Here is a 26,043-nt window from a genome sequence, read left to right on the forward strand (position 1 = left end):
TGTCGCTGGACTCATCTGGCGGCAAATTTTTTTTGTCCAAATTCCCCAAAATATTACAAAAAATTAATATTTCGCCTCGTTGTACTCATTAGACAAACAAAAACAAAAAAAGTTGTTACCTTTTTGTAACCGTTAGTTTTGCACGATTAATAAAATTTTTGATTTGTTTACGACAATACAAACAAAAAAATTGAAAATAAGTATCATAAATTCGCTCAAAAAAATCGCTCAATTTGTTGAAAAATCTTTTCGTGTCCTATAAAATAGCCGAGTAGTAAAAATTAAATCAAATTAAATAAACAAGAAAGAGGAGATACAAATGAATTATAAAAAATTGATATTTAATTCTTCGGTTGTCATAATGACAAGTTTGTTAGCATTTGTACCATCAAATTCACAAGCAAAAGATTTGAATAATGTTAAAGTAGAACAAAAATCAAATGAAGATAAAAACACACAATCAAAAAAATATTGGCTCAAAGATGACACCGATTTGTTAGACAAAAAAAGTGAACATTCAAAGGCAATAGCTCAGCTAGAACAAGGCGACACTGTAATGGTAATCAAAATTGAAGAAGAATTTGCAGAGGTTGTTTTTGTAGATAAAGAAAAAGAGTTCAAGGGATTTGTGGACAAATCATTGTTGTCACAAACAGAAATCAAGCCTGCTATTGATAAATTTGAAGGATGGACTAACAGCGATGCAAAAGTTTTTGAATCAAAAGATAAGGATTCAAAAGAGTTAGGAATTATCGACAAAGATGAAGAGATAAAAGGTCACAGTGAGAAAGATTTTGTTAGGATTATTTATTTCGGAAGAACAGCTTACATAAAGGCTGACAAAACCACAAAAGAATCACCTAAAAAAAGAGATTTGAGACTTGCAAGAGAAAGAAAAGCAATTTTAAAGAAACAAGAAGAACAAAAAAAGAAAGAACAAGAAAAACTAAATCAAAAACCTGTCTCCGGTAGAACAATCGTGATGCGTTCAACTGCATACACATCCGATCCAGCGGAAAATGGAGGCTGTTCTACAACTGCTATGGGAACTGCGATAAGATACGGAGTTGTTGCAGTAGACCCTAACGTGATTCCATTGGGAACGAGATTGTACATCGAAGGATATGGATACGCAAGAGCAGAAGATACTGGTGGAGCGATAAAGGGAAATAAAATCGACTTGGCATTTGGTTCAAAATCTCAAAGCAATAATTGGGGAAGAAGAACTGTTAAAGTTACAATTTTAAATTAAAATTAGAATAAAAATTTTCAAAATTAAAATACAGCTATAATTTTGAAAAATTCTACGATAAATTTGACGAGCGGTGAAAAATCATCGCTCTTTTTATTTGACAAAAATAAAGAATATGATATAATAAAAAGTTTTGTTGTTGAATTTAATCTTTTTTTAAGATATAATATATATTGAGGTGATAGTATGTTTAAAATAGGCGACAAGGTTGTTTATCCTATGCACGGTGCAGGCATAATTACCGAAATACAAAATAAAGAAGTCTTAGGGGTCAATAAAGACTATTATATTTTGAAAATGCCAATGGGGGAAATGAAAATATCGATACCTGTTGATAAGATAAATGATATGGGAATAAGATTTGTAGCAGAAGAAGAAACTATTCATTCATTGGTCGATGTTTTGAAGAATAGCTCTAGTGATTCTCCGTCTAATTGGAACAAAAGATATAAGGCTAATCTTGAAAAATTGAGGACGGGAGACATAAAAGAGACTGCAATTGTGTATAAAAGTTTGTACGAATTGGAAAATTCAAAAGGCCTATCTATGATTGAAAAAAAAGTACTAAATACCTCCAGAAAAATGCTAATCAGTGAAATTGCGAGTGGCTTGAACATTAAGCCTTCAGAAGCTGAAAGCATGGTTAATAAATTAATCGATTTGAACTAGAATATTGGAAAGGAGGAATGGTGTTTTGTTCAGACGAGGGATGTCTATTTTGATATCTATTATTGGAGCGATACTGGGAGTCATACTTACAAATGTTGTTTTCAATAGTCTTATTGACAAATCCGCAAACTGGATTGTAAAATCTTTGGCTATGATCGCAGCGGCAGTTATTTTTGGATTTATATTTTATTTATTAGCTCCGAAATTTATATCAATAGAATTAAAATTGATAGAATCTGTAGAAGATTCATTGAAGAAGTTTTCTCTGGTGGATATTTTAATCGGAACATTGGGACTTGTTATAGGACTAATATTGGCTTTTTTGATATCACAACCACTGTTAAAGTTGGATATACCAGGGATTGGGACGGTGCTTACTGTAATCCTAGAAATCGTATTCTACATTGGAATGGGGGTTTTGGGAGCGAAGTTGGCTTTAAATTATCACGATGATTTTATTTCTTTTTTTGAAAAGATTAGAACGAGAGAAAAATCTCAGGTAAAATTTTCGAATAAGGATTCCAAAGTTAAGCCGAAAATCGTCGACACGTCTACTATTATCGACGGAAGAATTGTCGACATATTGAATACAGGTTTTTTGGAGGGCAATTTGATAATTCCCATTTTTGTAATAGAGGAGCTTCAACATATTGCTGACTCTGATAATTATTTGAGAAGGCAGAAAGGTCGTCGTGGTTTGGATATTTTGAAGACGATGCAGACGGAGTATAAAGACAGAGTTAAAGTATTGGACAAGAGATATCCGAATATAGACAAGGTTGATTCTATGCTGATTAAAATGTCGGAAGAATACAACGCAAATTTACTTACAAATGATTACAATTTGAATAAGGTTGCGAATTTACAGGAAGTTTTTGTCTACAACATTAATGACTTGGCAAATGCAATGAGACCTGTTTTCGTGGCGGGTGAACCTATCAATGTGTCTATAATAAAAGAAGGAAGAGAAAACAATCAAGGCATTGGATATTTGGACGATGGAACTATGATTGTGGTGGAAGATGGCAAAAAGTATCTCGGACAGATTATTGAATGTACCGTTACAAGCGTCCTACAAACTTCCGCTGGGAAAATGATTTTTGCAAAAAAACGTGATAATGATGACAATTAAAAATTCAAACAAGAGAATTAGGTGACTAGTTCTCTTTTTTATTTGAAAATTTTAACTTTATAAATTGTTTTTCAATTAAATTGAGTTTTTTGATATAATGATTATGAGGTGTTATATGGAAAAATATATTTCAGCTATTATTACTGCAGCTGGCTCCTCTCAGAGAATGAACAAAAAAATTCCGAAGCAATTTTTAAAAATAAATGGCAAAATGATTTTGGAAATGACGTTGGATGTTTTTCAATCAATCGACGAAATAAAAGAGTTCATTCTTGTTATCAGAGAAGAAGACAAAAAATTTGTTGAAAATTTCATTAAAGAAAAAAAATACCGAGACATCACCATCGCAATCGGCGGAGATTCCCGAGAAAAATCTACATATAATGGACTAAATAAAGTTAGTGACAAATGTGATTTGGTGATAAGTCACGATGGTGCGAGGCCATTTATCACACGTGAAAAAATTCTAGAAGCCATCAATTCTATTGGGGATTTTGATGGACTTGTTGTGAGCGTGGCAGCGAAGGATACAATAAAATATGTCGACAGCGATATGAAAGTTGTCAACACGCCAAACAGAGCACATTTGTACATGGCACAAACGCCACAAGTTTTTAAATACAGTTCGATAAAAGACGCTTATAAGTTGGTTTTTGATGAAAAAATAAAAGTCACTGACGATTCATCGTTGCTTGAAATTGTCGGTAAAAAAGTCAAAATAATCAACGGCGACTACACAAATATCAAAATAACAACACAAGAAGATTTGCTGCTTGGACAGCTAATAGCGAGAAAGAGAGATGAAGAATGCGAATAGGATTCGGATTAGATGTACACAAATTAGTTGAAAATAGAAAATTAATATTGGGCGGAGTTCACATTCCACACGACAAGGGCTTACTGGGTCACAGTGACGCGGATGTTTTGATACACGCGATAATGGATGCGATTTGCGGGGCTCTTTGCCTGGGAGATATTGGAAAATTATTTCCTGATACGGATATGAAATACAAGGATATTGACTCGAGAGTTTTGCTTCGAAAAGTTTACGAAATAATGGATGATATGGGATACGAAGTTGGAAATATTGATTCCACAATTTCATGTCAAAAGCCCAAGCTTCGTGACTACATTGATGATATGAGAGAAAACATAGCCTGTGATTTGCACACAGATGTTTTTAACATTTCTGTGAAAGCGACTACGACAGAAGAATTGGGATTTGAAGGTAGACGTGAAGGAATTACAGCAAACAGCGTCTGCATACTGAATAAAAAAGATTTATAGGTGATAGAATGAATTTTCGTAGAAAAATAGCGATAGATTTGGGAACGGCATCCGTGTTGGTTTATTTGCCGAACAAAGGAGTTGTTCTGAATGAACCTTCAGTTGTTGCGATGAACAGCTTCAACTCGAAAATTATTTCCGTTGGAAAAGATGCGAAGAAAATTCTCGGAAGAACTCCGGGAAACATAATCGCAAAAAAACCATTAAAAGATGGAGTCGTGGCGGATTTCAATTCAACGGAAAAAATAATTTCGTATTTGCTCAGAAAAACACTAGGAAAATCGCTGATAAGACCGGAAGTTTTGATTTGTGTTCCAAGCCAGATAACACAAGTTCAAAGAAGGGCTGTCATTCAAGCCTCAAAATACGCTGGGGCTTACAACACATATTTGATTGAAGAGCCACTAGCTGCGGCAATCGGTTCGGGGATTGATGTGACAGATGCTAGAGGAAACATAGTCGTGGATATCGGCGGCGGCACAACAGATGTTGCTGTGATTTCTATGGGCGGAATTGTAATCAACAAATCAATTCCTGTAGCAGGAGATGAATTTGATAGAAGAATACAAGATTTTGTCCAAACAAAATACAATATGGTAATTGGAGAATCAACTGCAGAAAAAGTCAAGATAAATGTCGGCAGTGCATACCCGAGAGATGACGGCGAACTTTACGAAATAAAAGGAAGAAATTTGGTGAATGGATTGCCAATGCACATTTACGTTTCATCAAAAGATATTTCAGTTGCGTTGAAAAAGCCGATAGACAAAATCGTGGATACTGTTCAGGAAGTTTTGGAACAAACACCGGCGGAACTAGCAGCCGATGTTTACGAACGAGGAATTATTATGAGTGGTGGAGGATGTCTTCTCAGAGGGCTCGATAAATTAATTTCAGAAAAAATCGGAGTTAACGCACGAATTGTAGATGGTCCAGTAACAGCCGTTGTCAGAGGAACTGGAAAATCACTTATGTGGCTTGATAAATTAAAAGAAGACAGCGACACACATCAGGATTTGAGAAGAAAAGTGATTGTAAGTAGAATGAGATAATTTTGTAATAATTTCAAATTGTACTCATTGTTTGCTAAATGTGATATAATAGATATATTGAAAATTTAATAGGGGGTATTTGATATGAAATTGATTACACAAGCAAACTTGCAATCAGCGTTTGGTGGAGAATCTCAAGCAAGAAACAGATACAACATTTGGGGGAATAAAGCTGAAAAAGACGGCTTTAAAAATGTTGCTAGATTGTTTAATGCTACTGCAGATGCAGAAAAAATCCACGCAGCTTTGCATTTCAACGCTATGAAGGGCATCCATGGGGATTTCGCAGTAACTAGCATGGCTGGTTTCGGAATTGGAAGCACTTCTGAAAACTTAGAAGGAGCAAGAAATGGAGAAATATTTGAAGCAACTGAAATGTATCCAGCATATATTGAAGTTGCAGAAATGCAAGAAGAAAAAGAAGCTGTAAGAGCGATGAGGTTTGCGGTTGAAGCAGAAAAAGTACACGCTGAAAGATTTGGAAAAGCAAAAGAATTTGTTGATGCTGACAAAGACTTAGAAGTTGAACAAATTTTACTTTGCCCAATTTGCGGCTATATTGGATTTGAAAAGATAGACTCATGTCCAATTTGCGGATGTAAGTCTGAAAAATTCATAGAATATTAATCTCGATATAAGCCGGTACATTTGCCGGCTTATATTTAATTATAGCGGAGGGAAATATGGTTGAAAAAAAGGTTTATATAAAAAACGAGATAGGTCTTCATGCAAGAGCCGCATCGAAATTATTAAACGATGCAGTCAAATACCAATCTAATATTGAATTAATCAAGGGAAACAAAAAATACAACGCAAAAAGTATAATCAGCATATTATCAATATGCGCACAAAAAGGAACAGAACTTACTCTAAGATGTGAAGGTGAAGATGAAGATATTGCCCTCGAAAAGCTCAGCAATTTAATTGAAAATAAATTGGATTGTTAAAAATATTGTGAAAATGTTTTAGTGGTAAATTTTCAAAAAAGACGCAGAATTACACGAAAAATTAAGCACAATTTATGGTATCATATAATTAAAGAACAATAGATGGGAATGATTAATTTGGTTTTTTTGGATAAGTTTTTTAATATGGTCAACACGCTAAGATTCTTGGATATCATCGACATAGCCATAGTTGCGATTTGTATTTACAAATTGTATATGATGATAAAAGAGACTAGAGCAGAGCAATTAATAAAAGGGCTTGTAATTATTTTTATATTCGTCAAAATAAGTGATTCGCTGAAACTATACACAGTCAACTGGGTACTCGAAAATATGATGACGGCGTTGGCTATTATGATTATCGTAGTATTCCAGCCTGAACTCAGAAAAATCTTGGAAACAATCGGAAGAAGTAATATACTTACAAAATCATTCGCCGATATTCGCGGAGAAAAAGTAAATAAGTGCGTGCAGGAAATTGTGCACGCAGTATTCTCACTTTCCAGACAAAGAATTGGTGCGTTGATAATTTTCGAGAGAAGTACAGGACTTGGCGATGTAGTTGAAACAGGAACAACATTAGAATCACAAATTTCAAGCGAACTTTTGATAAATATTTTCATACCAAATACCCCACTTCACGACGGGGCTGTTGTAATCAAAAATGATATTATAAAAGCGGCGGCTTGTTTCTTGCCACTATCAACAGAACAATCCATATCCAAAGAATTGGGAACAAGGCACAGAGCGGCTATCGGTATGAGCGAAAAAAGTGACTGCCTAGCACTAATTGTATCCGAAGAAACCGGTGGTATATCCATCGCAGAGCACGGGAAAATCGACAGATACATTGATGAGCCAACATTGACCAAAATTTTGACAAAATTATACAATGATCAAGATTCTTATATTTTCAACAGAAAGGAAATAGAAGATGAAAGATAAAATAAAAAACAATTCATACTTAAAAAACATCGACTTCAAAGGATTTTACTCAAATAATTTGATGATAAAACTAGTCTGTCTAATATTGGCGATATTCTTATGGTCATTTGTAATGGAAAACAAAAATCCTGTAGTAACAAAAGATATTCCCATAGTAAATGTACAACTACAGGGAATTGACAAGCTCAGAGAAAACGGACGTGTTATCATATCGCCAAAAAATCCAACAATTTCAATGAGAGTTGAAGGCAGAAGAAATACTATTACAAGAATGAAAAATTCTGAAGTGAAGGCATTTGTCAATGTCAGCTCGATAAAAGTCAACTCAGAAACACTTCCTGTAGAGATAAGCCTTCCGCAAGGAGTGAGCTTGTCAGATCGTTCAGACGAAACAATGCTGATTAATACTGAAACTGTCGATACTGTAAAATTCCCAATAAGAATAATGAAAATTGGTGAGTTATCGGATAATGTGGAAATTGAATCCATAAAAATAGTGCCAAAAGATGTCGCAATTTCAGGCGCTAGGACTTATTTGAATGCCATTGATTATCTATCGGTAAAACTCGACCAATCAAATTTGGACAAAGATATAAATCTCGATTTGCCGATTAATTTGAACTTAAAAGATGATACAGCGAGAGAGTATTTGACAAAATCGACTGAAAACTGCAAAGTTATAGTAGATTTGTTGTTCAAAAAAGACGTTGAAATCAAACCTGTACTGACAAGTATTCCAGACGGATTAAAAATTGAAAAAATAACATTGAACAAAAATAAAGTTAAAATCAAAGGTCAAGATGATATTATCGAGCAAATCAATAGCGTAAACACAAAACCGATAGATTTGTCAAATCTGAAAGAAGGGGACAACACAGTAGAAGTCAACCTCGATTTGCCACAATCAGTCGTGATGGCAGAAGGCTCCAATGGTAGAATCACTGCGACGATAAAATTACAAAAGTAGGTTAATAAGAAAAATAAAATTCGGTTAATGACAATTGTGCTTTGTGCAATTCTGAAATTAATTTCATTTTATTTGCAAAATAAGTTACTACAACGTCACTAGACTCACCGAAATTTTTCGGTAAAATAATATTTTTCTCGTTGCTGATAACATCTTTAATAGTTGTGTACTTTTTATATAAATCTGACTATTTAAAAACTTTAATAATCAATACATTGTTCTTGTTACAGATTACAAGTTTTATGTTTATTTAAAAGCGAGCGAAAGCTCGCTTTTTGTTTGCAAAAAGCTTATATTTTAATTGATTTTTACATTATGTGTTATAATTAGATTATAAAAATATGAGGGGGATATTGATGGGAAAATATTTCGGAACTGACGGCATAAGAGGCGTTGCGGGAGAAGATTTAACTGTTGAATTAGCTTATAAGCTTGCGAGAGCGGCTTGTTATAAATTAAAAGATGTAGATAATAAATTAATTGTTATAGGAAAAGACACTAGAATTTCTGGGGATATGTTGGAAGCAGCTTTGATTAGTGGAATTACTAGCATGGGTTTTGATGTGTACAGATTAGGCGTGATTCCCACACCAGCTGTGGCATATTTGACTAGATTTTACAATGCTTGTTGCGGGATTGTAATTTCTGCAAGTCACAATCCTTACGAATTTAATGGAATAAAATATTTTTCAAATGAGGGTTTCAAATTAAAAGATAGCCTTGAAGAAGAAATCGAATATTTGATTGACCATCAAGATGAAATCAACGTAAAAATTACAGGAGAAAAAGTAGGTAGAGTTTATGAAGAAGAATGCGCAAAGGATACATATATCAATTATCTTTTGAGCAGGGTTGATTTGGATTTGACAGGTGTGAAGGTGAGCTTGGACTGCGGTTACGGTGCAACTTCTGAAATCGCACCGATTATTTTCAATAGATTAAACGCCGATGTAACTGTCACGAATACTGAATACGACGGGAAAAATATTAACTTAAATTGTGGTTCTACAAATCCTGAAGTTATTAGTAATTTAGTGAAAATTTCTAAATCTGATATGGGATTTTCTTTTGATGGCGACGGAGATAGGTTGATTTCTTGCGATGAAACTGGTGAAATAATGGACGGAGACCACGCTATTTGCGCAGTTGGGCATTTCTTAAAAGAAAACAACAAGCTCAAAAACAATGCTGTCGTGGGAACTGTTATGACTAATATCGGTCTTATCAAAAGCTTGAAAAAAATCGGCGTGGATGTTATAAAAACAAAAGTTGGCGACAGATACGTTCTTGAAGAAATGAGAAAAAATGGATACATTATTGGTGGAGAGCAATCAGGGCACATTATTTTCATAGAAGATAATACAACTGGTGATGGAATTTTATCTGCGATTAAATTGGCAGAAATAGCTGTTAAATCAAAACAAAAACTATCAGAAATGAATAATTTGATGACTAGCTTCCCACAAGTTTTGGTGAACGCAAAGGTCAACAACGAATACAAAAAAGTTTACAAAGACGATGAAGTTATCAATAAAAAGATATCCGAGCTTGAAAATGAATTTAAGGATGAAGGCAGAGTTTTGATAAGACCTTCGGGAACTGAACCTTTGATTAGGGTTATGATTGAGGGAGAAAATCAAGAATATTTAGAGAAAAAAGCCATAGAATTGAAAAATTTAATCGAAGAAAGGTGCAAGTTGATATGAAAACAATAGCGATTATTTCGGCACTAGAAAGTGAGCAAGAGTATTTCAGAGAACAATTCAAGCCAATCAAAATCGATAAGTTCAATCAATATGAAATATACGTTTCAGAATTTGAGGACAAGAAAATTATAAATTGCGTTTGTGGAATTGGAAAAGTAAACTCAGCAGCTCTAACGCAGAGAATTATCGATATGTACAATCCTGATTTGGTAATAAATTGTGGCGTGTGCGGTGGATTGGACAAGACGCTTAGTTTTGATGAGGTGATACTTGCAGACAAATTAAAATACCACGATATAAATTTGGATATTTTCAGCAACAATATTCCGTACACCGACACTTTTGAAGCAGACCCTGAAACTTTGCAAAAGTTAGATGAGATTATGACACAAGAAAATTTGAAACACAGAATAGGTCTCATCGTTACGGGGGACCAATTTATATCGACTACTGAAAAACAAGAAGAATTATTCGAAAAATATCACGCATTGGGAACGGAGATGGAAGGATGTTCCATTGCTCATACTTGTTATCTCAACGATGTGAAGTTCTTGGTTATAAGAAGTTTGTCGGACTTTGCAGATGATGATGCGGACGATGAGTTTTACAATGATTTAGAAGCAAAAACAAAAAAAGCTGCACACAGTGTAGTTGTGTTGATTAAAAATATGTAGAGAGAAGCGTAGGATGAATGAAAATTTGTCCTGCGTTTTTATTTTGCTTAAAAATGGGCAAAAAAATACATCTGCACGAAACAGATGTATTTTTTCATAATATCAATAACAAAAGGAAACAAAAAATCACAAATATAATTTGTGATTATGGTCGGGGTGAGAGGATTTGAACCCCCGGCCCCATGGTCCCAAACCACGTGCGCTACCGGACTGCGCTACACCCCGACGTTTTTATTACTTGTTTTTCTCAAGTACTTTATTAGTATACGACAGAACAAAAAATATTACAAACGTAATTAATACTAAATAATCTGAGATAAAACGGATTATATAAATAAATCTCGTTTTATCTCGTTATTATTAAAAATCAAAAAAAATTCTCGATTAATACTCGTAGTAATATTTGAATAGTTCATAGATATATTCGTTGTCTTTGCATCCGCCAAATTCTCTGATGGAGTGCATAGAAAGAATCGCATTTCCGATGTCGATTGATTGAATATCCAAATTTGAAACGGTTATTGGCCCGATGGTTGAGCCTCCTCTTTTGTCCGACCTATTTGTAAATTCTTGAAATGGAATGTTTTTGTCGATGCAAAGTTTTTTGAAAACTGAAGCACTTACAGCATCCGAAGTGTATGCTCCGTTGGCAGCGTATTTTATAACAGGGCCGTTGTTGATTAGCGGTCTGTTTGTAGGGTCTGCCATTTCAGTGTAATTTGGGTGCAAGCTGTGAGCTTGGTCAGCGCTTATTAAATAAGAATTGTGCAAAATCTCGTAGAAATTTTTTTCATTATCGTCTACGATTTTTTTGAAACAATCGCTAAGAAGAGTGCTTCCAGCTCCTTGTTTTGTCGTAGAGCCAATTTCTTCGTTGTCAAAAACAATTGCCAACGCCAAAGTATTTTTTGAATTGCAATCCATCAAAGCTTTCACAGAAGTAAAAGCCATTCCCAAGTTATCAATTCTTCCTACTGAATAAAACTCATCATTTTCTCCGACAAATTCTCCTTTTTGTCTGTCGTACAAGAACAAATCAAAATCCAAAATATCATCGGCATTTATTCCAATATTTCTTGCCAAAATTTCTTCGAAGGAAATCTTTGAATCTTTTTTTGAAAGAGCCAAAAGTGGCAATGTGTCTTTTTGTGGATTGAATTTGTATCCGTTGTTGATTTCTCTATTCATATGGATTGCAACATTTGGAATTATCAGCAAATTTTTGTCCACATTTATGTGTTTGATTTCTGGTTTGAATGGATTTTCAGATTTTAAAACGACTCTACCAGCAACTGATAATGGTCTGTCAAACCAAGTGCTTAGTATTGGTCCACCGTAAACTTCGGTGTTTAAAGTCAAAAATCCATCTTTGTTGATGATTGAGTTTGGTTTTATTCTGAAAGTCGGACTGTCAGAATGAGAGCCTATCAATCTGATGTTGTCGAAGTCGCTAGAACCTTTGAATGCTAAAATCGATGAATCGTTATTTGTTATAAAATATCCTCTGTCATTTTCGATTTTCCAATTGTCACTAAATTTTAATTCAGTAAATCCGTTTTCTCTAAGTAATTTTTTAAAATTATCTATGACGTGAAATACTGATGGACTTGCATCAATAAAACCCATTAAATCTTTTGTTATATTCATAAAATCACCTCAGTAATAGTATACACAAAAAATTATTTACTTAATAGTAAAATGTTTACAAAAAAATTTGGTAGTGGTATAATGAAATTACTTCAGGGCGAGGTTGATTTCCTCACCGGCGGTGACAGTCCGCGAGCGTTGTGCATGAATTGGTGAAATTCCAATACCGACAGTAAAGTCTGGACGAAAGAAGTAAATGTAATAATTGACATTTAGCCCTAAAAAGTGAGGGCTTTTTTATTTGCCCTTGAAAATCTTAGGAGGTAGGTTATGGAAACCACAAGAAAAAAATCAAGTACACAAACTATGGTCAAGATAAGTATTTTGGGGGCAATAAGTGCATTACTTATGATTTTTAAATTCCCGCTACCATTTGCACCGCCATTTATGACAGTGGACATCGGAGACTTGGGAGTTTTGATATCTGGATTCGCATTGGGCCCAATCGCAGGCGTGTTGACTTCAGCAGTCAAGATTTTGTTGAATTTTATCATCAACGGAACGACTACTGGAGGGGTTGGCGAATTGTCTAATTTCTTATTATCGTCGGTTTTTGTTGTAGTAGCAAGTGCGATTTACAACAAAGGTAAAAGCAGAAAATCTGCTCTTACAGGATTGGTATTCGGGGTGTTAGCATACACATTGGTAGCTTGTATTTCAAATTATTTTGTAATATTCCCATTGTACGGAATAAACTTGGTTGATTTTACAAAACAATTTGCAAAAGTAAACCCTATGGCATCTACGCCTATAATGTTCGTGCTTTTCAGTATTGTGCCATTTAATATCGTCAAAGGTATAATCGTGTCAGTTGTCACTATTTGCTTGTACAAGCCGATTTCAAAATTCTTAAAAAGATAATTAAAAACATACATGTAATAATAATAAATGAATGTGGCTCATCAGTTGAATATTTGATGAGTCATTTTTGTTGTAGTTTTAACAGTTGTGATATAATTTATTTGGTGATATTTATGGAATATATTTTAAATGATTTGAAAGATACGGAAAAATTTGGACAAAAATTGGCGAACGCTCTAAAAAAACACGACGTGATTTCTTTGATTGGCGATTTGGGAAGTGGCAAGACAACTCTCACTAAATCTATCGCAAAAACTTTGGGCGTCAATGAAAATGTAACTAGTCCGACTTTTTCGTTGGTGAATACTTATTATGTAGATGTTCAATTAAACCACATAGATTTGTATAGATTGGAAGACGAGATGGAGATAGAATCACTTGATATTGATGAACTGTTGTATCCGGATGGAATCACTATTATTGAGTGGGCAAGTCAAGCGCAGTCTTATATGCCGAGAAATCTAATCGAGATATATATCGAAAAATTAAGCGATATTTCCAGAAAAATTATCATAAATGCAAACAATAAAAGAGAAAAAGAAATTATAGAGGAATTAAATGAAAATTTTAGCGATTGACACTTCGACAATGATTAGCTCCTGCACGTTGATGGAAGATGGAGTTGTCGTTGGAGATTACAATATAAATCAAAAAAAGACTCATAGCGAGACGCTGGTGTTGATGATTGAGCAAATGCTCGAAAAATTGGACGTAAACATCGAGGATGTGGATGTCTTCTGTGTATGCAAAGGGCCGGGTTCGTTTACAGGTCTTAGGATAGGAATGACAACCGCAAAGACATTTGCACAGGTTTTTGACAAAAAAATCGTCGGGATTTCAACGTTGGAAGCACTGGCAAATATGGTAATGACTGACAAGATAATAATTCCGATTTTGGATGCCAGGGGTGGCAGAGTTTATTATTCTATGTTTACCAACGGCAATAAATTGAATAGGTTGATGGACGATGATTTGATTTATTTTGATGAATTGATGGAAAAACTAGACGATGATAAGGAGTATATTTTCGTTGGGGATGGAGTGTATTCTTTCTTGGATGAAATCAATTCGAAGGAGAATTTCCACCTTGCAAATTCGTCATTGAACAATTGTATTACAAGGTCGATTTGTGATTTGGCTAATAAAACTGAAACATTTGACAGTTACTACACTCTTAGTCCGGATTATGTAAGAAAATCACAAGCACAAAGAGATTATGAAAAGCGTCACAATGAAAATTAGACAGATGACAATTGATGATTTGAATGATGTTGTGAAGATTGAAGCTGAGAGTTTTTCAGACAATTGGGACAAGAAAATGTACGAGGGTTGTCTTTTGTACGCTCACAATCATTATTTTGTCGGCGAAGTTGACGGTAAAATCATAGGTTCATTTGGGTTTTCATCTGTTGTTGATGAATCTGATTTGCAGACAATTTCTGTGAAGAAAGATTACAGAAACAGAGGATTTGCTTGTGAGTTTATGAAATTTATGTTAGATTTTTGCAAAAAGGAAAATGTCCGAAAAATTTTCTTGGAAGTTCGAGAATCGAATTTCTGCGCGATTAATCTATACAAGAAGTTCGGATTTGAAAAAATGGGAAGGATTAATGGCTACTACGAAAAGCCTAGAGAAGATGCGTTGAGGATGATGTTGGATATGGAAAAAAATAAAGAAAATATAATAACACTTGCAATCGAAACTTCGTGTGACGAGACAAGTGTTGCAGTTTTAAAAAACGGAAGAGATGTTTTGAGCAATGTCATTTCTTCTCAAATTGACGTGCATAAAAGATACGGCGGAGTTGTCCCAGAAGTTGCAAGCCGTCTTCACTTGGAAGCGATGAATGTAATTTTGCAACAATCATTGGACGAGGCAAACATAACAATGAAAGATATTGATGTTATCTGCGTCACAAAAGGTCCAGGACTTATTGGCGCCTTGCTTGTTGGAATTTCTTGTGCAAAAAGTTTGAGCTTTTGTTTGAAGAAACCACTCGTTGGAGTCAATCATATGCAAGGCCATATCTGTGCCAACTATATTAGTCACAAAGATTTAGAGCCTCCTTTCATTTCATTGGTTGTATCGGGTGGACACACTTACTTGATAAATGTTTTGGATTATCAAAATTACGAGATTATAGGCTCGACTAGAGATGATGCGTGTGGAGAAAGTTACGACAAGGTTGCTCGTGCGTTAGGACTGGAATATCCTGGAGGACCTGTAATAGACAGACTCGCAAAACAGGGCAATCCATCCGCTATTGATTTTCCAAGAGTAATGCTCGAAAAAAACAGCTACGATTTTAGCTTCAGTGGATTGAAAACAGCTGTATTGAACTACATTAACAACAAAAAACAAAAAAATGAGGATATAAACAAAGAAGATGTCGCAGCATCTTTCCAAGAAGCGGTGATAGATGTTTTGGTAGAAAAATCATTTAGATTATTAGAAGAAAAAAACCAAAAAACTTTTGTTTTGAGTGGTGGAGTTGCGGCAAATTCAAGGCTAAAAGAAAGAGTTTTGGAAAAGGCGGAAGAAAAGGGAATAAAAGTTTACTTTCCAGATAAAATTCTCTGCACCGACAATGCTGCTATGATAGCGTCAGCGGGTTATTATGATTATATAAATGGCAAACAAGACGGATTGGATTTGAAAGTATATCCTAACTTAGAATTATAAAAAAAGAAGTGCAAAATTTGAATCAATTTCAAAAATTTGCACTTCTTATTTTTTATTCTACTGTAACTGATTTAGCCAAGTTACGAGGCTTATCTACATCTAATCCTTTTTTCAAAGAAGTGTAATAGCCCAATAATTGTTCAGGAATTACGGAAAGTATCGGATACAACAAATCCAAAGTCTTAGGAATGAAGATTATTTCTTCGGAGAAATCTTTCATTGAATCATTTCCTTCGACAGTGATTGTAAATACCTTTGCTCCTCTTGTAACGACTTCTTGAACATTTGATATGGTTTTTTCAGCTAGTTTTGATTGCGTAATCACAGACAAAGCAGGCGTATCTTTTTCTATCAAAGCAATAGAACCGTGTTTCAATTCACCGGCAGGAAAAGCTTCGGTGTGAATGTAAGAAATCTCTTTTAGTTTTAAAGCGCCTTCTTTTACACTCAAAAAGTCAAGCCCACGACCTATGAAAAACATAGAATTGTCATTTTTGATTAAATCGGCAATTTTTTCTGTGATAGGTTCACATTTCAAAGCCTGTTTGATTTTTTCAGGCATCCTTTCCAACTCGTCGATGTATTTTGAATAATCAGAATCTGTTATTCTGTCTAATTTTTTTGCAAAATCCAACGCCAACATTATCATTGTAACCAACTGAGAAATGTATGCTTTAGTACTTGCTACTGCAATTTCAGGGCCGGCTAACGTGTAGATTACCTTGTCAGCTTCTCTTGCGATGGATGAACCAACGACATTTGTAACTGCCAAGACAGTGGCGTTTTTGTTTTTCGATTCACGAAGAGCAGCTAATGTGTCAGCGGTCTCGCCGGATTGAGAAATCAAAATAACAAGAGTTTTTTCATCGATAAATGGGTCATTGTATCTAAACTCAGATGCAATATCTGTAATTACAGGTATTTTTGCGAGTTTTTCGATTGCGACCTTGCCAACTTCTCCAGCGTGAAAAGCAGTACCACATGCGACGATGTAGACCTTGTTGATATTTTTTAATTCATCTTTTGACAAGGAATTTTCGTCGAAATCTATCAAATTCTTTTTGACATTGTGCTTCAAAGTTTCTTTTACAACTTCGGGCTGTTCGTTTATTTCCTTTAACATAAAGTGCTTGTAGCCACCCTTACTAGCCTGATCCAATGTCATATTTACAGTTTTAACTTCTCTATCAATTTTTTCGAAGTTTTTATCGTAAATAGTGTAGCCTTTCTTGTCAATCTCAACGACATCACCATTTTCTAAATACACAATATCTCTTGTGTATTTCAAAACGGAAGGAATATCACTTGCGAGAATGATTCCGTCATCGCATTTTGCAAGAATCAACGGAGATTCTTTTCTCACAGCGATTAATTTGTCCTTCTCATACTCTGAAACAATTCCCAACGCATAAGCGCCCTTTAATCTGTTGACTGTAGATTTTACAGCTTCTAACAAACTGTCCTTATAGTAATGGCTAATCAAAGCAACGACAATTTCGGTGTCTGTCGTGGATTTGAATTTATAACCATAACCTTCCATTTCTTTTTTTAATTCTTTGTAATTTTCGATAATACCGTTGTGAACAACAGAAAACTTCCCGTCAGAACTTACTTGTGGGTGAGCGTTGATTTCATTTGGCTCGCCATGAGTTGCCCATCTGATATGACCGATTCCAATATTTGCATTTTTATCAATCTCATCAATAGAATCTATTAAATTTTGCAATTTTCCTTTTCTTTTTACCGTTTCAATCTTGTCTGTAACAACAGAAATTCCGCTTGAATCATATCCTCTGTATTCCAGTGATTCGAGTCCGTTTAATATGACTTCAACAGCAGATTTCTCGCCATTATAGCAAACTATTCCGCACATAAATTTACCTCCAAATTTTTTCGAGATACACTTCATTTTTTTTGTTTCAAAATCACTTTTGAACTTTGTTAAATGCTAAGGCTGTGTGACCTATAGAGCTCCCGCCGAATACTTCGATAACTCTATCCCTCGTTAACCTAAAAAAGGTCTGGCGCTTTGTCCTTTTTATCTCTTGAGTTATTATATCAAATAAAAATTCTAGTGTAAATTTTATTGGAAAATTGCAATAATTTCGCAACAACCAAAAAAAACTTTGCAATTAATGTAAAAGATTGCGAAGAAAAATAAAATTTTTGAAACAAACAAGAACATTTTTGTAACAAATTAAAAAGATTTTGAAAATAAATATTGATTAGTCTTGACAATAATTTTCTTTATCAATATAATAACAGTGCAATAAATTTAAACGTTTAAATTGAGGGTGATTTTTATGAATTTGGCAATAGCGCCACTGAACCAGGATTTTGAAATTATCAAAATCAAGAAGATAAAAGATGAATCACAAAAAAAGCTATTGAATAATATGGGATTCATTGAAGGAGCCGTTATAACTGTTGTTTCTGAAAATTTTGGAAATTTAATAGTTAAAATAAAAGGGTCAAGAGTAGCTATCGGAAAAGATTTAGCTACGAGGATTGAAGTCAATTCTATTGGTTAAAAGGAGGGTATATAAGTGGATAATGAATTGAATCTGAAGAATGCCGAAGTAGGTTCTTACTACAGAATCGTCAAGATTTTGGGTAAAGGTCCTGTAAAAAGAAGAATTATGGATATGGGCATTACAAAAAATGTAGAAATCTACATTAGAAAGGTTGCACCTTTGGGAGATCCGGTTCAAATCAATTTAAGAGGATATGAATTGAGTCTTAGAAAAGGCGATGCAGAAAATATTTTAATTGAAAAAATAAATAAATAATTTTAGGAGGACTTATGTCTATTAGAATAGCGTTAGCTGGTAACCCTAACAGTGGTAAATCTACATTATTTAACGCTTTGACAGGTTCCAACCAATACGTTGGTAACTGGCCAGGTGTTACTGTAGAAAAAAAAGAGGGTAGTTTAAAGAAAAAAAAGGAGATTAAAATTACCGACTTACCAGGTATTTATTCTTTATCTCCATATACTTTGGAAGAAGTAGTCAGCAGAAATTATCTTATCAACGAAAAACCTGATGTAATCATCAACGTTATAGATGCGTCTAACATCGAAAGAAACTTGTACTTATCAACTCAATTATCAGAAATTGGAATACCAATGGTGTTAGCATTTAACATGATGGATGTTGTCAAAAAAAACAACGATAAGATAGATACAAAGTTGATTACAGAAAAAATTGGAGTTCCTATTGTCGAAGTATCGGCATTAAAGAAACAAAATCTTGATGAATTGATTGCTGTTGCAGAAAAACAAGCGACAAGTCAACCAAAATTAATCAGCGATTTTAGTGAAAAAATTGAAAATGTACTAACAGAAATTGAAAACAGCGTAGAGTTTATTAAAAATTCTGATGCTAAAAGATGGTTTGCTATTAAAGCTTTGGAAAGAGACGAAAAAGCTATGCAAGCCGTAACAATGACTCCAGACGAAAAAGCGAGAGTAGAATCAATCGTGTCAACTGTTGAAGATGAAATGGATGATGACGGTGAATCTATAATCACAGACGAAAGATATTCATTTATAACATCATTGACAACTAAGGCAGTTAAAAAAGGTAGAACTGGTTTAACTGTCAGTGATAAAATCGATAGAATTGTTACAAACAGATTTTTGGCATTGCCAATTTTCGTGTTGATAATGATGGCAGTTTACTACATTGCAGTTAAAGTTGTCGGTGGTCCTCCATTCCACGATTGGTGGGCAGATGTTGTAATGGGAAGTGAATTAGCTGATTTAGCTACAAAAGGATTAGAAGTAATTGGAACTAGCGAATGGTTGACAAGCCTTGTAGTAGATGGTATTGTTGCCGGTGTTGGTGCAGTATTGGGATTCTTGCCTATGATTGCAACACTAGAATTATTGCTTGCTATTTTGGAAGATATCGGATATATGTCAAGAATTGCATTTATATTAGATAGAATGTTCAGAAAATTTGGTTTATCTGGTAAATCATTTATTCCGATTTTGATTGGTACTGGTTGTTCAGTTCCAGGAATTATGGCAACAAGAACTATTGAAAATGAAAACGACAGAAAAATGACTATAATCGTTGCATCATTTATGCCTTGCGGTGCAAAAACAGAAATTATAGCATTATTTGCAGCAGCAATTTTCGGTCAGTGGTGGTTTGCTCCATTATTGTATTTTACAGGAATTTTGGCAGTAATAATCAGTGGTCTTATTTTGAAGAAAACAAAAGCATTCTCTGGTGAACCTGCTCCATTCGTAATGGAACTTCCTGAATATCATACACCAACTGTTTCAAATTTTTTGCGTGTGACTTGGGATAGAACTAAATCATTTATCATAAAAGCAGGTACAATCATCTTAGTTGCATCAATCTGCGTATGGTTCTTGCAAAACATATCTGTTAAGGGAGAATTTGTTCATTTCGACGATAACAGTACTGATACTATATTGGCTTATATCGGAAAAATATTCGCTCCATTATTTGCTCCATTGGGATTCGGTAACTGGACAGCAACTGTTGCAAGTTTCTTAGGAACAGTTGCAAAAGAAATGGTAGTCAGCGTTTACGGTATCGTATCAGGCGTTGGTGATGATGCAGACAAGGTAGCGACTTTGGTAAAGGCTCACTTCACAATTGCATCTGCATTGAGCTTCTTGATTTTCAACCAATTAACAGTTCCTTGCTTCGCAGCAGTAGGTGCAATAAAAGAAGAAATGAACTCAGGAAAATGGACAGCATTTGCAATTTGTTATCAAATCGTATTTGCTTATATAATTTCATTTATGGTATATCAATTCCTAAATGTACTAGTATTGAAACAAGCATTCACATTGAGCACTGGAATTGCAGTTGTAGTATTAGTGGCAATGTTGTACTTGATATTTAGAAAAGATAAATACAAACACAATGAATCAAAAAGAGCAGTACAATAGAGTTAAAATTTAAAAGAAGGTGATTTTTTGAACATTGCAGATATAGTAGTATTAATTGTAATTGCGGTTGCAGTTGTTTTTGCAATACGTCATATTATAAAAAAAGGTGGAAGCTGTGATTGCGGATCCGGTTCTTGTCCACATTCTAAAAATTATGACAAATAAAAAAATAAGCGTGGTCTAATACAGACCACGCTTTGTTATTGTGCGAAATTTTTTGGGAGTGACTTTTTTTATGTTCTTAAATTGTTGACAAAAATAAGAATCGGATTTGAAACCGACAGATTTTGAAATCTCCGTTATAGATTTATCGGTATTAGTCAACAATAAAATGCTTTTTTCAATTCTAAATGTATTCAAAATATTTGGAAGATTTGTTCCAGTATTCTGCGCAATCAATGTCGACAAATAACTTCTTGAAACGTGAAATTGTTCTGATAAAATATCCAACGAGATTTTCTTGTCACAGTTGTTGTAGATGTAATCAAGAGCTCTTTTTATCAGAGGGTTTTCACATCCTTTTGTGAAAATATCTTGATTTGATGAATAATAGTCCACAATTTCAAAAAGAACATTGCGTAAATTTTTAGATTCGCAGTTTTCTATTTTAAAAAGAAATTTATTTTTTGTTTTCTCTTGTAATTTTAATTTTTCTTCATCATTTGTGTTTTTTAATTGATTCCAGAAAAAAATTCCCAATAATTGAATAATGGTGTTTTTATTATTTCTCGGATTGGATTCGGAATCGTCCCAATTTTTACTCAACTCATCCGCGTATTCGTTGGCTTGTTCATTTAGCTTTAACAAAACAGCGTTGATTAAATTTGACTGAAGCGTAATCATATTTCAAATCCTTTCGTTTGTTTTGAATCTATATGTTTATTATATAACTAAATCGTACAAATAAGCAAGAATTAACAATTTTTTGCAAAAACTTGCTGTTTTAATATATAATTATTGAAAGAGGTAAATATGAAAAAATTTTTGATTTTTTGTCTGTGCTTTTTGTTTTTGTCTACAAAATCTAAAGCAGATGGCGATTTGAAATTAGACAAGTCAATAATAGAAGATTATTCTGATTTGTCGGTACAATTGAATAAAGAGATGTTCAATAAAATTCCAAATCTTGTCATAGTCAATGAAAAAAAAGAAAGCGATGTTATTAGTGCGTTGAGCTTTGCGTATAAGAATAAATCAGCCATTATGCTGATAAAAAATGACGGTGACTATGTTAAGGAAGACAGCCCTATATTAAATGAAACAATTAGATTAAAAGCCAAGAACGTATACATTATTGGTGGGGAAAAGTCTGTTTGTGAAAAAGTGTCCGACAATCTCAAACTGAAAGGTCTTTTAGTTACAAGAATTGATGGCAAAAACAGATTCGAAGTTGCAAAAAACGTGATAAAAGAAAACACCAATCTCAATCCCACGGACACACTAGTAATTAGTGATAGTTCTAATTTTAGTTATGTGAGTGCAAAAATCGGTAGCTATTTAAAAAATGGATTTGCGATTTCATTTGTCAATGGTAAAAAATTCGACGATTCCATTATAAAGTTAGCTATTGACAGGGGGATTTCCAAGGTGATAATTGATCAACCTTATTCGGTTGTAGGTAAGATTTACGATGATAAATTAAAAGAAAATGGATTCAAAGTAATTAGAAACGATTATAAGTCGGTGTATGAGGCGAATTTTTCACAAAATTCTGGAATAAATTATTCGAAAATAATATTCACAGACTATAAAGATACAAGGGCAACGCTGCTTTCGAGTTATGTATGTATAAGTAAAAACTACGTAAATGTTTTGGTAAATGAAGGAAATGTTGACAAGACGACCAATAAATTGCTATCCACGTCAACAAAACCTGCAGTATATATAGGAAGAAGTGAGTCTAATTTTACCAATTTAGCAAAAAAACTAGAATTATTTTATAAAATTGATTGAAAACGAGTTGTTTTTACTTGATTTTTGCAAAAAACTTTAAAAAAATTGCCATTTAGGGTATAATATTAGCTGGAATTTCTTTTTTTGAAGATGAAATTATTATAAATTTAAATAAAAAATTAGGAGGAAAGTATGAGCGCAGAGCTTATAAGTAAAGAAAAAAACCAAGCGGTATTTACTAGTGTAATACCTGCGGAAGATTTCAATAATGCGATAGAGGAAAGTTACAAAAAAAATAGATCCAGATTCAGTTTGAAAGGATTTAGAAAGGGCAAGGTTCCTAGAAAAATGTTGGAAAGAGCGTATGGCGAAGGATTATTCTACGAAGATGCTGTAAATCTTTTATTGCCAAGCCTTTATGAGAAAGCTATCGAAGAATTAGAATTAGAACCAGTTTCTCAACCAGAAATTGACCTTGACGATATCACTGAAAACAATGATGTCAAAGTGAAGTTCACTGTTGATTTGAAGCCAGAGTTTGAATTGGGAGATTATTCTAATCTTAAAGCTGAAATCGAAGAATACAAAGTAACTGATTCTGATGTTGATATGAAAATAAAGCATGAACTTGAACACAATGCTAGAATGCAAGATGTTGAAGGAAGAGAAGCTAAAGAAAACGACATTGTTTCTATCAATTTCAAAGGATTTGTCGGAGATAAAGCATTTGATGGTGGAGAAGCTGAAGATTATGAATTGACTCTAGGTTCACATACTTTCATTCCAGGTTTTGAAGAACAAATCATAGGTCACAATATCGGAGATGAATTTGACGTAAATGTTAAATTCCCAGAAGATTATCACGAAGCTTCTTTGAAGGGAAAGGATGCTAAATTTGTTTGCAAAATCAATTCAATCAAAGAAAAAGTTATGCCTGAATTAGATGATGAATTTGTAAAAGATGTTTCTGAGTTTGACACATTGGATGAATACAAAAAAGACATCAAAGAACACTTAGAAAAAGACAATGAACAAAGACTATTAGTAGAAAAACAAAACAAGTCTGTTGAAGCTTTGATTGATGTCACTGAAATAGATGTTCCAGAATCAATGATTGACAATGAAGTAAATCGTCAATTCCAAGATTTCGCTAAGAGAGTTCAACAAATGGGACTTAACACTGAGCAATATTTCCAAATCACTAACTCAAAAGAAGAAGATGTTAAGAATGAATTGAGAGCTAATGCACAGTTGAAAGTAAAAGGCGATTTGGTATTGGAAAAATACATTGAAAAAGAAAACATCGAATCAACAGAAGAAGAATTGGACGAACAATTAAAAGAATTTGCCAAAGTTTACGGAAAAGATGACGAAGAAAAATTCATCAACGATTTCAAAAACAGTCCAAATATCGAATTTTTGAAAGAAGACATCAAGAGAAAAAAAGCACTAGAAAAACTTGTAGAAAACACTAAATTTGAAACTAAAAAAGAAGAAAAATCAGATAAATAAAATCCATTTAATTGGAAAATAGGAGGGTTATGTATGCCATCTTTAGTACCAATGGTTGTAGAGCAAAGTAACAGGGGCGAAAGGTCTTACGATATATTTTCTCGACTTTTAAAAGAGAGAATTATTTTCGTTACAGGCGAGGTTAATGACCAGATGGCGGATCTTGTTATTGCGCAATTGTTGTTTTTAGAAAGTGAAGATCCAAAAAAGGATATTCAATTATATATAAATTCTCCGGGTGGTTCTGTGAGCGCGGGCTTGGCAATTTACGATACAATGCAGTATGTTAAGCCTGATGTATCCACTATTTGTGTGGGAATGGCTGCCAGTATGGGGGCAATTTTATTGACAAGTGGTGCAAAGGGAAAAAGATTTGCTCTTCCAAATGCTGACACTTTAATTCATCAACCACTTGGCGGAGCACAAGGACAAGCCAGTGATATCGAAATTCACGCGAAAAATATTCTCAAAAAAAGGGCGTTATTGAACAAGATATTATCTGAAAGAACTGGACAACCTCTTGAAAAAATCGAAAGAGACACTGATAGAGATTTCATACTTACTGCTGAAGAAGCAAAAGAGTATGGATTGATAGATGAAGTTATTTACACTTCTAAATAGAGGAATATTAAATGCCAAAAAATGAAAATCAATATAAATGTTCTTTTTGCGGAAAATCACAAGATGAAGTCAGAAAATTGATTGCAGGGCCGGGGGTTTTTATCTGCGACGAGTGTGTTGAATTGTGCAACAGTATCATCGAAGAAGAATTTAAATCTCAGCCTTTAGAACAAGAAGCGATTGATTTACCTAAACCAATAGATATCAAAAAAGTACTGGATGATTATGTAATCAAGCAAGAGGAAGGTAAAAAAGCCTTGGCAGTTGCTGTTTACAATCACTATAAAAGAATCAATTCAAATCTTAACGAAAACAACGATGTTGAATTACAAAAATCAAATATCTTATTGGTTGGGCCAACGGGCAGTGGCAAGACTTTGTTAGCAGAAACATTGGCTAAGATTTTGCATGTGCCATTTGCAATTGCAGATGCTACAAGTCTTACTGAAGCAGGATATGTTGGAGAAGATGTAGAGAATGTCATCTTGAAACTCATTCAAGCAGCTGATTTTGACATTGAGAAAGCGGAACAAGGCATAATTTACATTGACGAAATCGACAAGATTACAAGAAAAAGCGAAAATCCTTCAATCACTAGAGATGTTAGTGGCGAAGGAGTTCAGCAGGCACTTCTAAAAATAGTGGAAGGCACTATTTGCAATGTTCCACCACAAGGCGGAAGAAAACATCCGAACCAAGAATATATTCAAGTTGATACGAAAAATATATTGTTTATAGTCGGAGGAGCATTTGAAGGCCTGGAAAAAATAATAGAAAGAAGAACAGAGACAAAATCCATAGGCTTTGGGGCAGATTTGGGAGATGATGAACACAAAAAGATTTCTGAGTTGTTCAAAGATATTAGACCAGAAGATTTAATAAAATTTGGTTTGATTCCTGAATTTGTTGGAAGAATACCTGTTTTGGTAACACTAGATGAATTGGATGAGCAAGCTCTAATCAGAATACTTTTAGAACCTAAAAATGCTGTCATAAAACAATATCAAGAATTATTTAAAATGGATGATGTTGAGTTGGAATTTGAAAAAGAAGCATTGGAGGCTATTGCGAAATTAGCTTACGAAAGAAAAACAGGTGCTAGAGGTTTGAGAACTATAATAGAAAAAACTTTGATGAATATTATGTTTGAACTCCCATCGAGAAAAGACGTAGAGAAAGTTATTTTAACAAAAGAGAGTGTGCTTCAAGGCAAAAATCCAAAGCTTGTTTTTAAAACTAATAATAAATAATGTTAATAGCTC

At 34.0% G+C, this 26,043-nt stretch carries 27 protein-coding genes, 1 tRNA gene, 1 pseudogene and 1 riboswitch; of the genes and pseudogenes, 25 read left to right on the plus strand and 4 right to left on the minus strand.

The window, feature by feature from the left end; translation table 11 throughout:
- The first annotated feature begins 319 nt into the window (after positions 1 to 319).
- The 12 genes from Q0X02_RS00830 (at position 320) to Q0X02_RS00885 (ending at position 10,631) form a co-directional block, all read left to right on the plus strand.
- A complete protein-coding gene (locus Q0X02_RS00830) occupies positions 320 to 1,252 on the plus strand; it encodes a 3D domain-containing protein (RefSeq protein ID WP_297810125.1) in 933 nt (310 codons plus the stop codon).
- 186 nt (positions 1,253 to 1,438) lie between these two features.
- A complete protein-coding gene (locus tag Q0X02_RS00835; RefSeq protein WP_297810128.1) occupies positions 1,439 to 1,921 on the plus strand; it encodes a CarD family transcriptional regulator in 483 nt (160 codons plus the stop codon).
- A 40-nt stretch (positions 1,922 to 1,961) separates the two neighbouring features.
- The gene (locus tag Q0X02_RS00840) at positions 1,962 to 3,053 is read left to right on the plus strand and encodes a PIN/TRAM domain-containing protein (protein ID WP_297810131.1); all 1,092 of its coding nucleotides are present in this window, start codon (positions 1,962 to 1,964) and stop codon (positions 3,051 to 3,053) included.
- Positions 3,054 to 3,168: 115 nt separating this feature from the next.
- Entirely contained in the window at positions 3,169 to 3,870 is a 702-nt protein-coding gene (ispD, locus tag Q0X02_RS00845; protein ID WP_297810134.1) for a 2-C-methyl-D-erythritol 4-phosphate cytidylyltransferase, read from the plus strand.
- Positions 3,861 to 4,340, plus strand: coding sequence for a 2-C-methyl-D-erythritol 2,4-cyclodiphosphate synthase (gene ispF / locus Q0X02_RS00850; protein WP_297810136.1), 480 nt, complete (start codon positions 3,861 to 3,863; stop codon positions 4,338 to 4,340). Before ispD ends, ispF begins: the two co-directional genes overlap by 10 nt.
- Before the next feature lie 8 nt (positions 4,341 to 4,348).
- On the plus strand, positions 4,349 to 5,392 hold the full coding sequence (locus tag Q0X02_RS00855) for a rod shape-determining protein (protein WP_297810139.1): 1,044 nt from the start codon (positions 4,349 to 4,351) through the stop codon (positions 5,390 to 5,392).
- A gap of 84 nt (positions 5,393 to 5,476) precedes the next feature.
- Positions 5,477 to 6,019, plus strand: coding sequence for a rubrerythrin family protein (locus Q0X02_RS00860; RefSeq protein WP_297810142.1), 543 nt, complete (start codon positions 5,477 to 5,479; stop codon positions 6,017 to 6,019).
- Positions 6,020 to 6,075: 56 nt separating this feature from the next.
- A complete protein-coding gene (locus Q0X02_RS00865) occupies positions 6,076 to 6,339 on the plus strand; it encodes an HPr family phosphocarrier protein (RefSeq protein WP_297810145.1) in 264 nt (87 codons plus the stop codon).
- Positions 6,340 to 6,441: 102 nt separating this feature from the next.
- A complete protein-coding gene (cdaA, locus tag Q0X02_RS00870) occupies positions 6,442 to 7,284 on the plus strand; it encodes a diadenylate cyclase CdaA (protein WP_297810148.1) in 843 nt (280 codons plus the stop codon).
- The gene (locus tag Q0X02_RS00875) at positions 7,274 to 8,251 is read left to right on the plus strand and encodes a YbbR-like domain-containing protein (protein WP_297810151.1); all 978 of its coding nucleotides are present in this window, start codon (positions 7,274 to 7,276) and stop codon (positions 8,249 to 8,251) included. The genes cdaA and Q0X02_RS00875 overlap by 11 nt, the downstream gene beginning before the upstream one ends.
- A 356-nt stretch (positions 8,252 to 8,607) precedes the next feature.
- Entirely contained in the window at positions 8,608 to 9,957 is a 1,350-nt protein-coding gene (glmM, locus tag Q0X02_RS00880; RefSeq protein WP_297810154.1) for a phosphoglucosamine mutase, read from the plus strand.
- A complete protein-coding gene (locus Q0X02_RS00885) occupies positions 9,954 to 10,631 on the plus strand; it encodes a 5'-methylthioadenosine/adenosylhomocysteine nucleosidase (RefSeq protein WP_297810157.1) in 678 nt (225 codons plus the stop codon). Before glmM ends, Q0X02_RS00885 begins: the two co-directional genes overlap by 4 nt.
- 148 nt (positions 10,632 to 10,779) lie before the next feature.
- On the opposite strand, the gene Q0X02_RS00890 is transcribed toward Q0X02_RS00885, so the two are convergent.
- Positions 10,780 to 10,856, minus strand: a tRNA-Pro gene (locus tag Q0X02_RS00890).
- 159 nt (positions 10,857 to 11,015) lie between these two features.
- A complete protein-coding gene (locus Q0X02_RS00895) occupies positions 11,016 to 12,278 on the minus strand; it encodes a M18 family aminopeptidase (protein WP_297810160.1) in 1,263 nt (420 codons plus the stop codon).
- Between the two features lie 84 nt (positions 12,279 to 12,362).
- A riboswitch (FMN riboswitch) is annotated at positions 12,363 to 12,477 on the plus strand.
- Positions 12,478 to 12,548: 71 nt separating this feature from the next.
- Here Q0X02_RS00895 and Q0X02_RS00900 point away from each other — a divergent pair.
- The 5 genes and pseudogenes from Q0X02_RS00900 (at position 12,549) to tsaD (ending at position 15,822) form a co-directional block, all read left to right on the plus strand.
- On the plus strand, positions 12,549 to 13,139 hold the full coding sequence (locus Q0X02_RS00900) for an ECF transporter S component (RefSeq protein ID WP_297810163.1): 591 nt from the start codon (positions 12,549 to 12,551) through the stop codon (positions 13,137 to 13,139).
- 113 nt (positions 13,140 to 13,252) lie between these two features.
- Positions 13,253 to 13,717: a tRNA (adenosine(37)-N6)-threonylcarbamoyltransferase complex ATPase subunit type 1 TsaE gene (tsaE, locus tag Q0X02_RS00905; protein WP_297810166.1), complete on the plus strand. Its 465-nt coding sequence runs from the start codon at positions 13,253 to 13,255 to the stop codon at positions 13,715 to 13,717.
- Positions 13,698 to 14,381 (plus strand): tRNA (adenosine(37)-N6)-threonylcarbamoyltransferase complex dimerization subunit type 1 TsaB, encoded by a 684-nt coding sequence (gene tsaB / locus Q0X02_RS00910; RefSeq protein WP_297810169.1) that lies wholly within the window; start codon positions 13,698 to 13,700, stop codon positions 14,379 to 14,381. Before tsaE ends, tsaB begins: the two co-directional genes overlap by 20 nt.
- A gap of 4 nt (positions 14,382 to 14,385) precedes the next feature.
- A pseudogene (gene rimI, locus Q0X02_RS00915) lies at positions 14,386 to 14,778 on the plus strand (ribosomal protein S18-alanine N-acetyltransferase); the annotation flags it as partial.
- Positions 14,779 to 14,799: 21 nt separating this feature from the next.
- Complete coding sequence (gene tsaD / locus Q0X02_RS00920) at positions 14,800 to 15,822, plus strand: tRNA (adenosine(37)-N6)-threonylcarbamoyltransferase complex transferase subunit TsaD (RefSeq protein WP_297810273.1); 1,023 nt, start codon at positions 14,800 to 14,802, stop codon at positions 15,820 to 15,822.
- Positions 15,823 to 15,874: 52 nt separating this feature from the next.
- On the opposite strand, the gene glmS is transcribed toward tsaD, so the two are convergent.
- Positions 15,875 to 17,695 carry a glutamine--fructose-6-phosphate transaminase (isomerizing) gene (gene glmS / locus Q0X02_RS00925; RefSeq protein ID WP_297810172.1) on the minus strand — a complete coding sequence of 607 codons (1,821 nt, stop codon included), beginning with the start codon at positions 17,693 to 17,695 and terminating at the stop codon, positions 15,875 to 15,877.
- A 430-nt stretch (positions 17,696 to 18,125) separates the two neighbouring features.
- Between glmS and Q0X02_RS00930 the strand changes: the two genes are divergently transcribed.
- From Q0X02_RS00930 to Q0X02_RS00945, 4 genes are read left to right on the plus strand one after another with little or no spacing between them, the layout of a single operon-like run.
- Positions 18,126 to 18,353, plus strand: coding sequence for a FeoA family protein (locus Q0X02_RS00930; RefSeq protein WP_297810175.1), 228 nt, complete (start codon positions 18,126 to 18,128; stop codon positions 18,351 to 18,353).
- A gap of 15 nt (positions 18,354 to 18,368) precedes the next feature.
- The gene (locus Q0X02_RS00935) at positions 18,369 to 18,611 is read left to right on the plus strand and encodes a ferrous iron transport protein A (RefSeq protein WP_297810178.1); all 243 of its coding nucleotides are present in this window, start codon (positions 18,369 to 18,371) and stop codon (positions 18,609 to 18,611) included.
- A gap of 14 nt (positions 18,612 to 18,625) precedes the next feature.
- Entirely contained in the window at positions 18,626 to 20,755 is a 2,130-nt protein-coding gene (gene feoB / locus Q0X02_RS00940; protein WP_297810181.1) for a ferrous iron transport protein B, read from the plus strand.
- A gap of 27 nt (positions 20,756 to 20,782) precedes the next feature.
- Positions 20,783 to 20,920: a FeoB-associated Cys-rich membrane protein gene (locus Q0X02_RS00945; protein WP_297810184.1), complete on the plus strand. Its 138-nt coding sequence runs from the start codon at positions 20,783 to 20,785 to the stop codon at positions 20,918 to 20,920.
- Positions 20,921 to 20,935: 15 nt separating this feature from the next.
- Here Q0X02_RS00945 and Q0X02_RS00950 read toward each other — a convergent pair whose 3' ends face one another.
- Positions 20,936 to 21,598, minus strand: a complete 663-nt coding sequence (locus tag Q0X02_RS00950; RefSeq protein ID WP_297810186.1) for a helix-turn-helix transcriptional regulator — start codon at positions 21,596 to 21,598, stop codon at positions 20,936 to 20,938.
- 129 nt (positions 21,599 to 21,727) lie between these two features.
- On the opposite strand from Q0X02_RS00950, the gene Q0X02_RS00955 reads away from it, so the two are divergent.
- The 4 genes from Q0X02_RS00955 (at position 21,728) to clpX (ending at position 26,031) form a co-directional block, all read left to right on the plus strand.
- The gene (locus Q0X02_RS00955; protein WP_297810188.1) at positions 21,728 to 22,708 is read left to right on the plus strand and encodes a cell wall-binding repeat-containing protein; all 981 of its coding nucleotides are present in this window, start codon (positions 21,728 to 21,730) and stop codon (positions 22,706 to 22,708) included.
- A gap of 132 nt (positions 22,709 to 22,840) precedes the next feature.
- Positions 22,841 to 24,160, plus strand: a complete 1,320-nt coding sequence (tig, locus tag Q0X02_RS00960; RefSeq protein ID WP_297810190.1) for a trigger factor — start codon at positions 22,841 to 22,843, stop codon at positions 24,158 to 24,160.
- 33 nt (positions 24,161 to 24,193) lie between these two features.
- Positions 24,194 to 24,781 (plus strand): ATP-dependent Clp endopeptidase proteolytic subunit ClpP, encoded by a 588-nt coding sequence (clpP, locus tag Q0X02_RS00965; RefSeq protein WP_297810192.1) that lies wholly within the window; start codon positions 24,194 to 24,196, stop codon positions 24,779 to 24,781.
- Between the two features lie 11 nt (positions 24,782 to 24,792).
- Positions 24,793 to 26,031: an ATP-dependent Clp protease ATP-binding subunit ClpX gene (clpX, locus tag Q0X02_RS00970; RefSeq protein WP_297810196.1), complete on the plus strand. Its 1,239-nt coding sequence runs from the start codon at positions 24,793 to 24,795 to the stop codon at positions 26,029 to 26,031.
- Positions 26,032 to 26,043: the final 12 nt, after the last annotated feature.

This window comes from uncultured Finegoldia sp. (genome assembly GCF_947252345.1).
Classification (GTDB): Bacteria; Bacillota; Clostridia; order Tissierellales; family Peptoniphilaceae; genus Finegoldia.

Coding starts and splice junctions, on each gene's coding strand:
- Q0X02_RS00875 (WP_297810151.1), top strand. CDS start 7,274: ATGAAAGATAAAATAAAAAACAATTCATACTTAAAAAACATCGACTTC.
- tsaE (WP_297810166.1), top strand. CDS start 13,253: ATGGAATATATTTTAAATGATTTGAAAGATACGGAAAAATTTGGACAA.
- Q0X02_RS00950 (WP_297810186.1), bottom strand. CDS start 21,598: ATGATTACGCTTCAGTCAAATTTAATCAACGCTGTTTTGTTAAAGCTA.
- feoB (WP_297810181.1), top strand. CDS start 18,626: ATGTCTATTAGAATAGCGTTAGCTGGTAACCCTAACAGTGGTAAATCT.
- Q0X02_RS00885 (WP_297810157.1), top strand. CDS start 9,954: ATGAAAACAATAGCGATTATTTCGGCACTAGAAAGTGAGCAAGAGTAT.
- ispF (WP_297810136.1), top strand. CDS start 3,861: ATGCGAATAGGATTCGGATTAGATGTACACAAATTAGTTGAAAATAGA.
- Q0X02_RS00835 (WP_297810128.1), top strand. CDS start 1,439: ATGTTTAAAATAGGCGACAAGGTTGTTTATCCTATGCACGGTGCAGGC.
- glmS (WP_297810172.1), bottom strand. CDS start 17,695: ATGTGCGGAATAGTTTGCTATAATGGCGAGAAATCTGCTGTTGAAGTC.
- Q0X02_RS00830 (WP_297810125.1), top strand. CDS start 320: ATGAATTATAAAAAATTGATATTTAATTCTTCGGTTGTCATAATGACA.
- tsaD (WP_297810273.1), top strand. CDS start 14,800: ATGGAAAAAAATAAAGAAAATATAATAACACTTGCAATCGAAACTTCG.
- Q0X02_RS00855 (WP_297810139.1), top strand. CDS start 4,349: ATGAATTTTCGTAGAAAAATAGCGATAGATTTGGGAACGGCATCCGTG.
- Q0X02_RS00955 (WP_297810188.1), top strand. CDS start 21,728: ATGAAAAAATTTTTGATTTTTTGTCTGTGCTTTTTGTTTTTGTCTACA.
- tig (WP_297810190.1), top strand. CDS start 22,841: ATGAGCGCAGAGCTTATAAGTAAAGAAAAAAACCAAGCGGTATTTACT.
- Q0X02_RS00865 (WP_297810145.1), top strand. CDS start 6,076: ATGGTTGAAAAAAAGGTTTATATAAAAAACGAGATAGGTCTTCATGCA.
- clpP (WP_297810192.1), top strand. CDS start 24,194: ATGCCATCTTTAGTACCAATGGTTGTAGAGCAAAGTAACAGGGGCGAA.
- Q0X02_RS00895 (WP_297810160.1), bottom strand. CDS start 12,278: ATGAATATAACAAAAGATTTAATGGGTTTTATTGATGCAAGTCCATCA.
- Q0X02_RS00900 (WP_297810163.1), top strand. CDS start 12,549: ATGGAAACCACAAGAAAAAAATCAAGTACACAAACTATGGTCAAGATA.
- glmM (WP_297810154.1), top strand. CDS start 8,608: ATGGGAAAATATTTCGGAACTGACGGCATAAGAGGCGTTGCGGGAGAA.
- cdaA (WP_297810148.1), top strand. CDS start 6,442: ATGGGAATGATTAATTTGGTTTTTTTGGATAAGTTTTTTAATATGGTC.
- Q0X02_RS00860 (WP_297810142.1), top strand. CDS start 5,477: ATGAAATTGATTACACAAGCAAACTTGCAATCAGCGTTTGGTGGAGAA.
- clpX (WP_297810196.1), top strand. CDS start 24,793: ATGCCAAAAAATGAAAATCAATATAAATGTTCTTTTTGCGGAAAATCA.
- Q0X02_RS00930 (WP_297810175.1), top strand. CDS start 18,126: ATGAATTTGGCAATAGCGCCACTGAACCAGGATTTTGAAATTATCAAA.
- Q0X02_RS00840 (WP_297810131.1), top strand. CDS start 1,962: ATGTCTATTTTGATATCTATTATTGGAGCGATACTGGGAGTCATACTT.
- ispD (WP_297810134.1), top strand. CDS start 3,169: ATGGAAAAATATATTTCAGCTATTATTACTGCAGCTGGCTCCTCTCAG.
- tsaB (WP_297810169.1), top strand. CDS start 13,698: ATGAAAATTTTAGCGATTGACACTTCGACAATGATTAGCTCCTGCACG.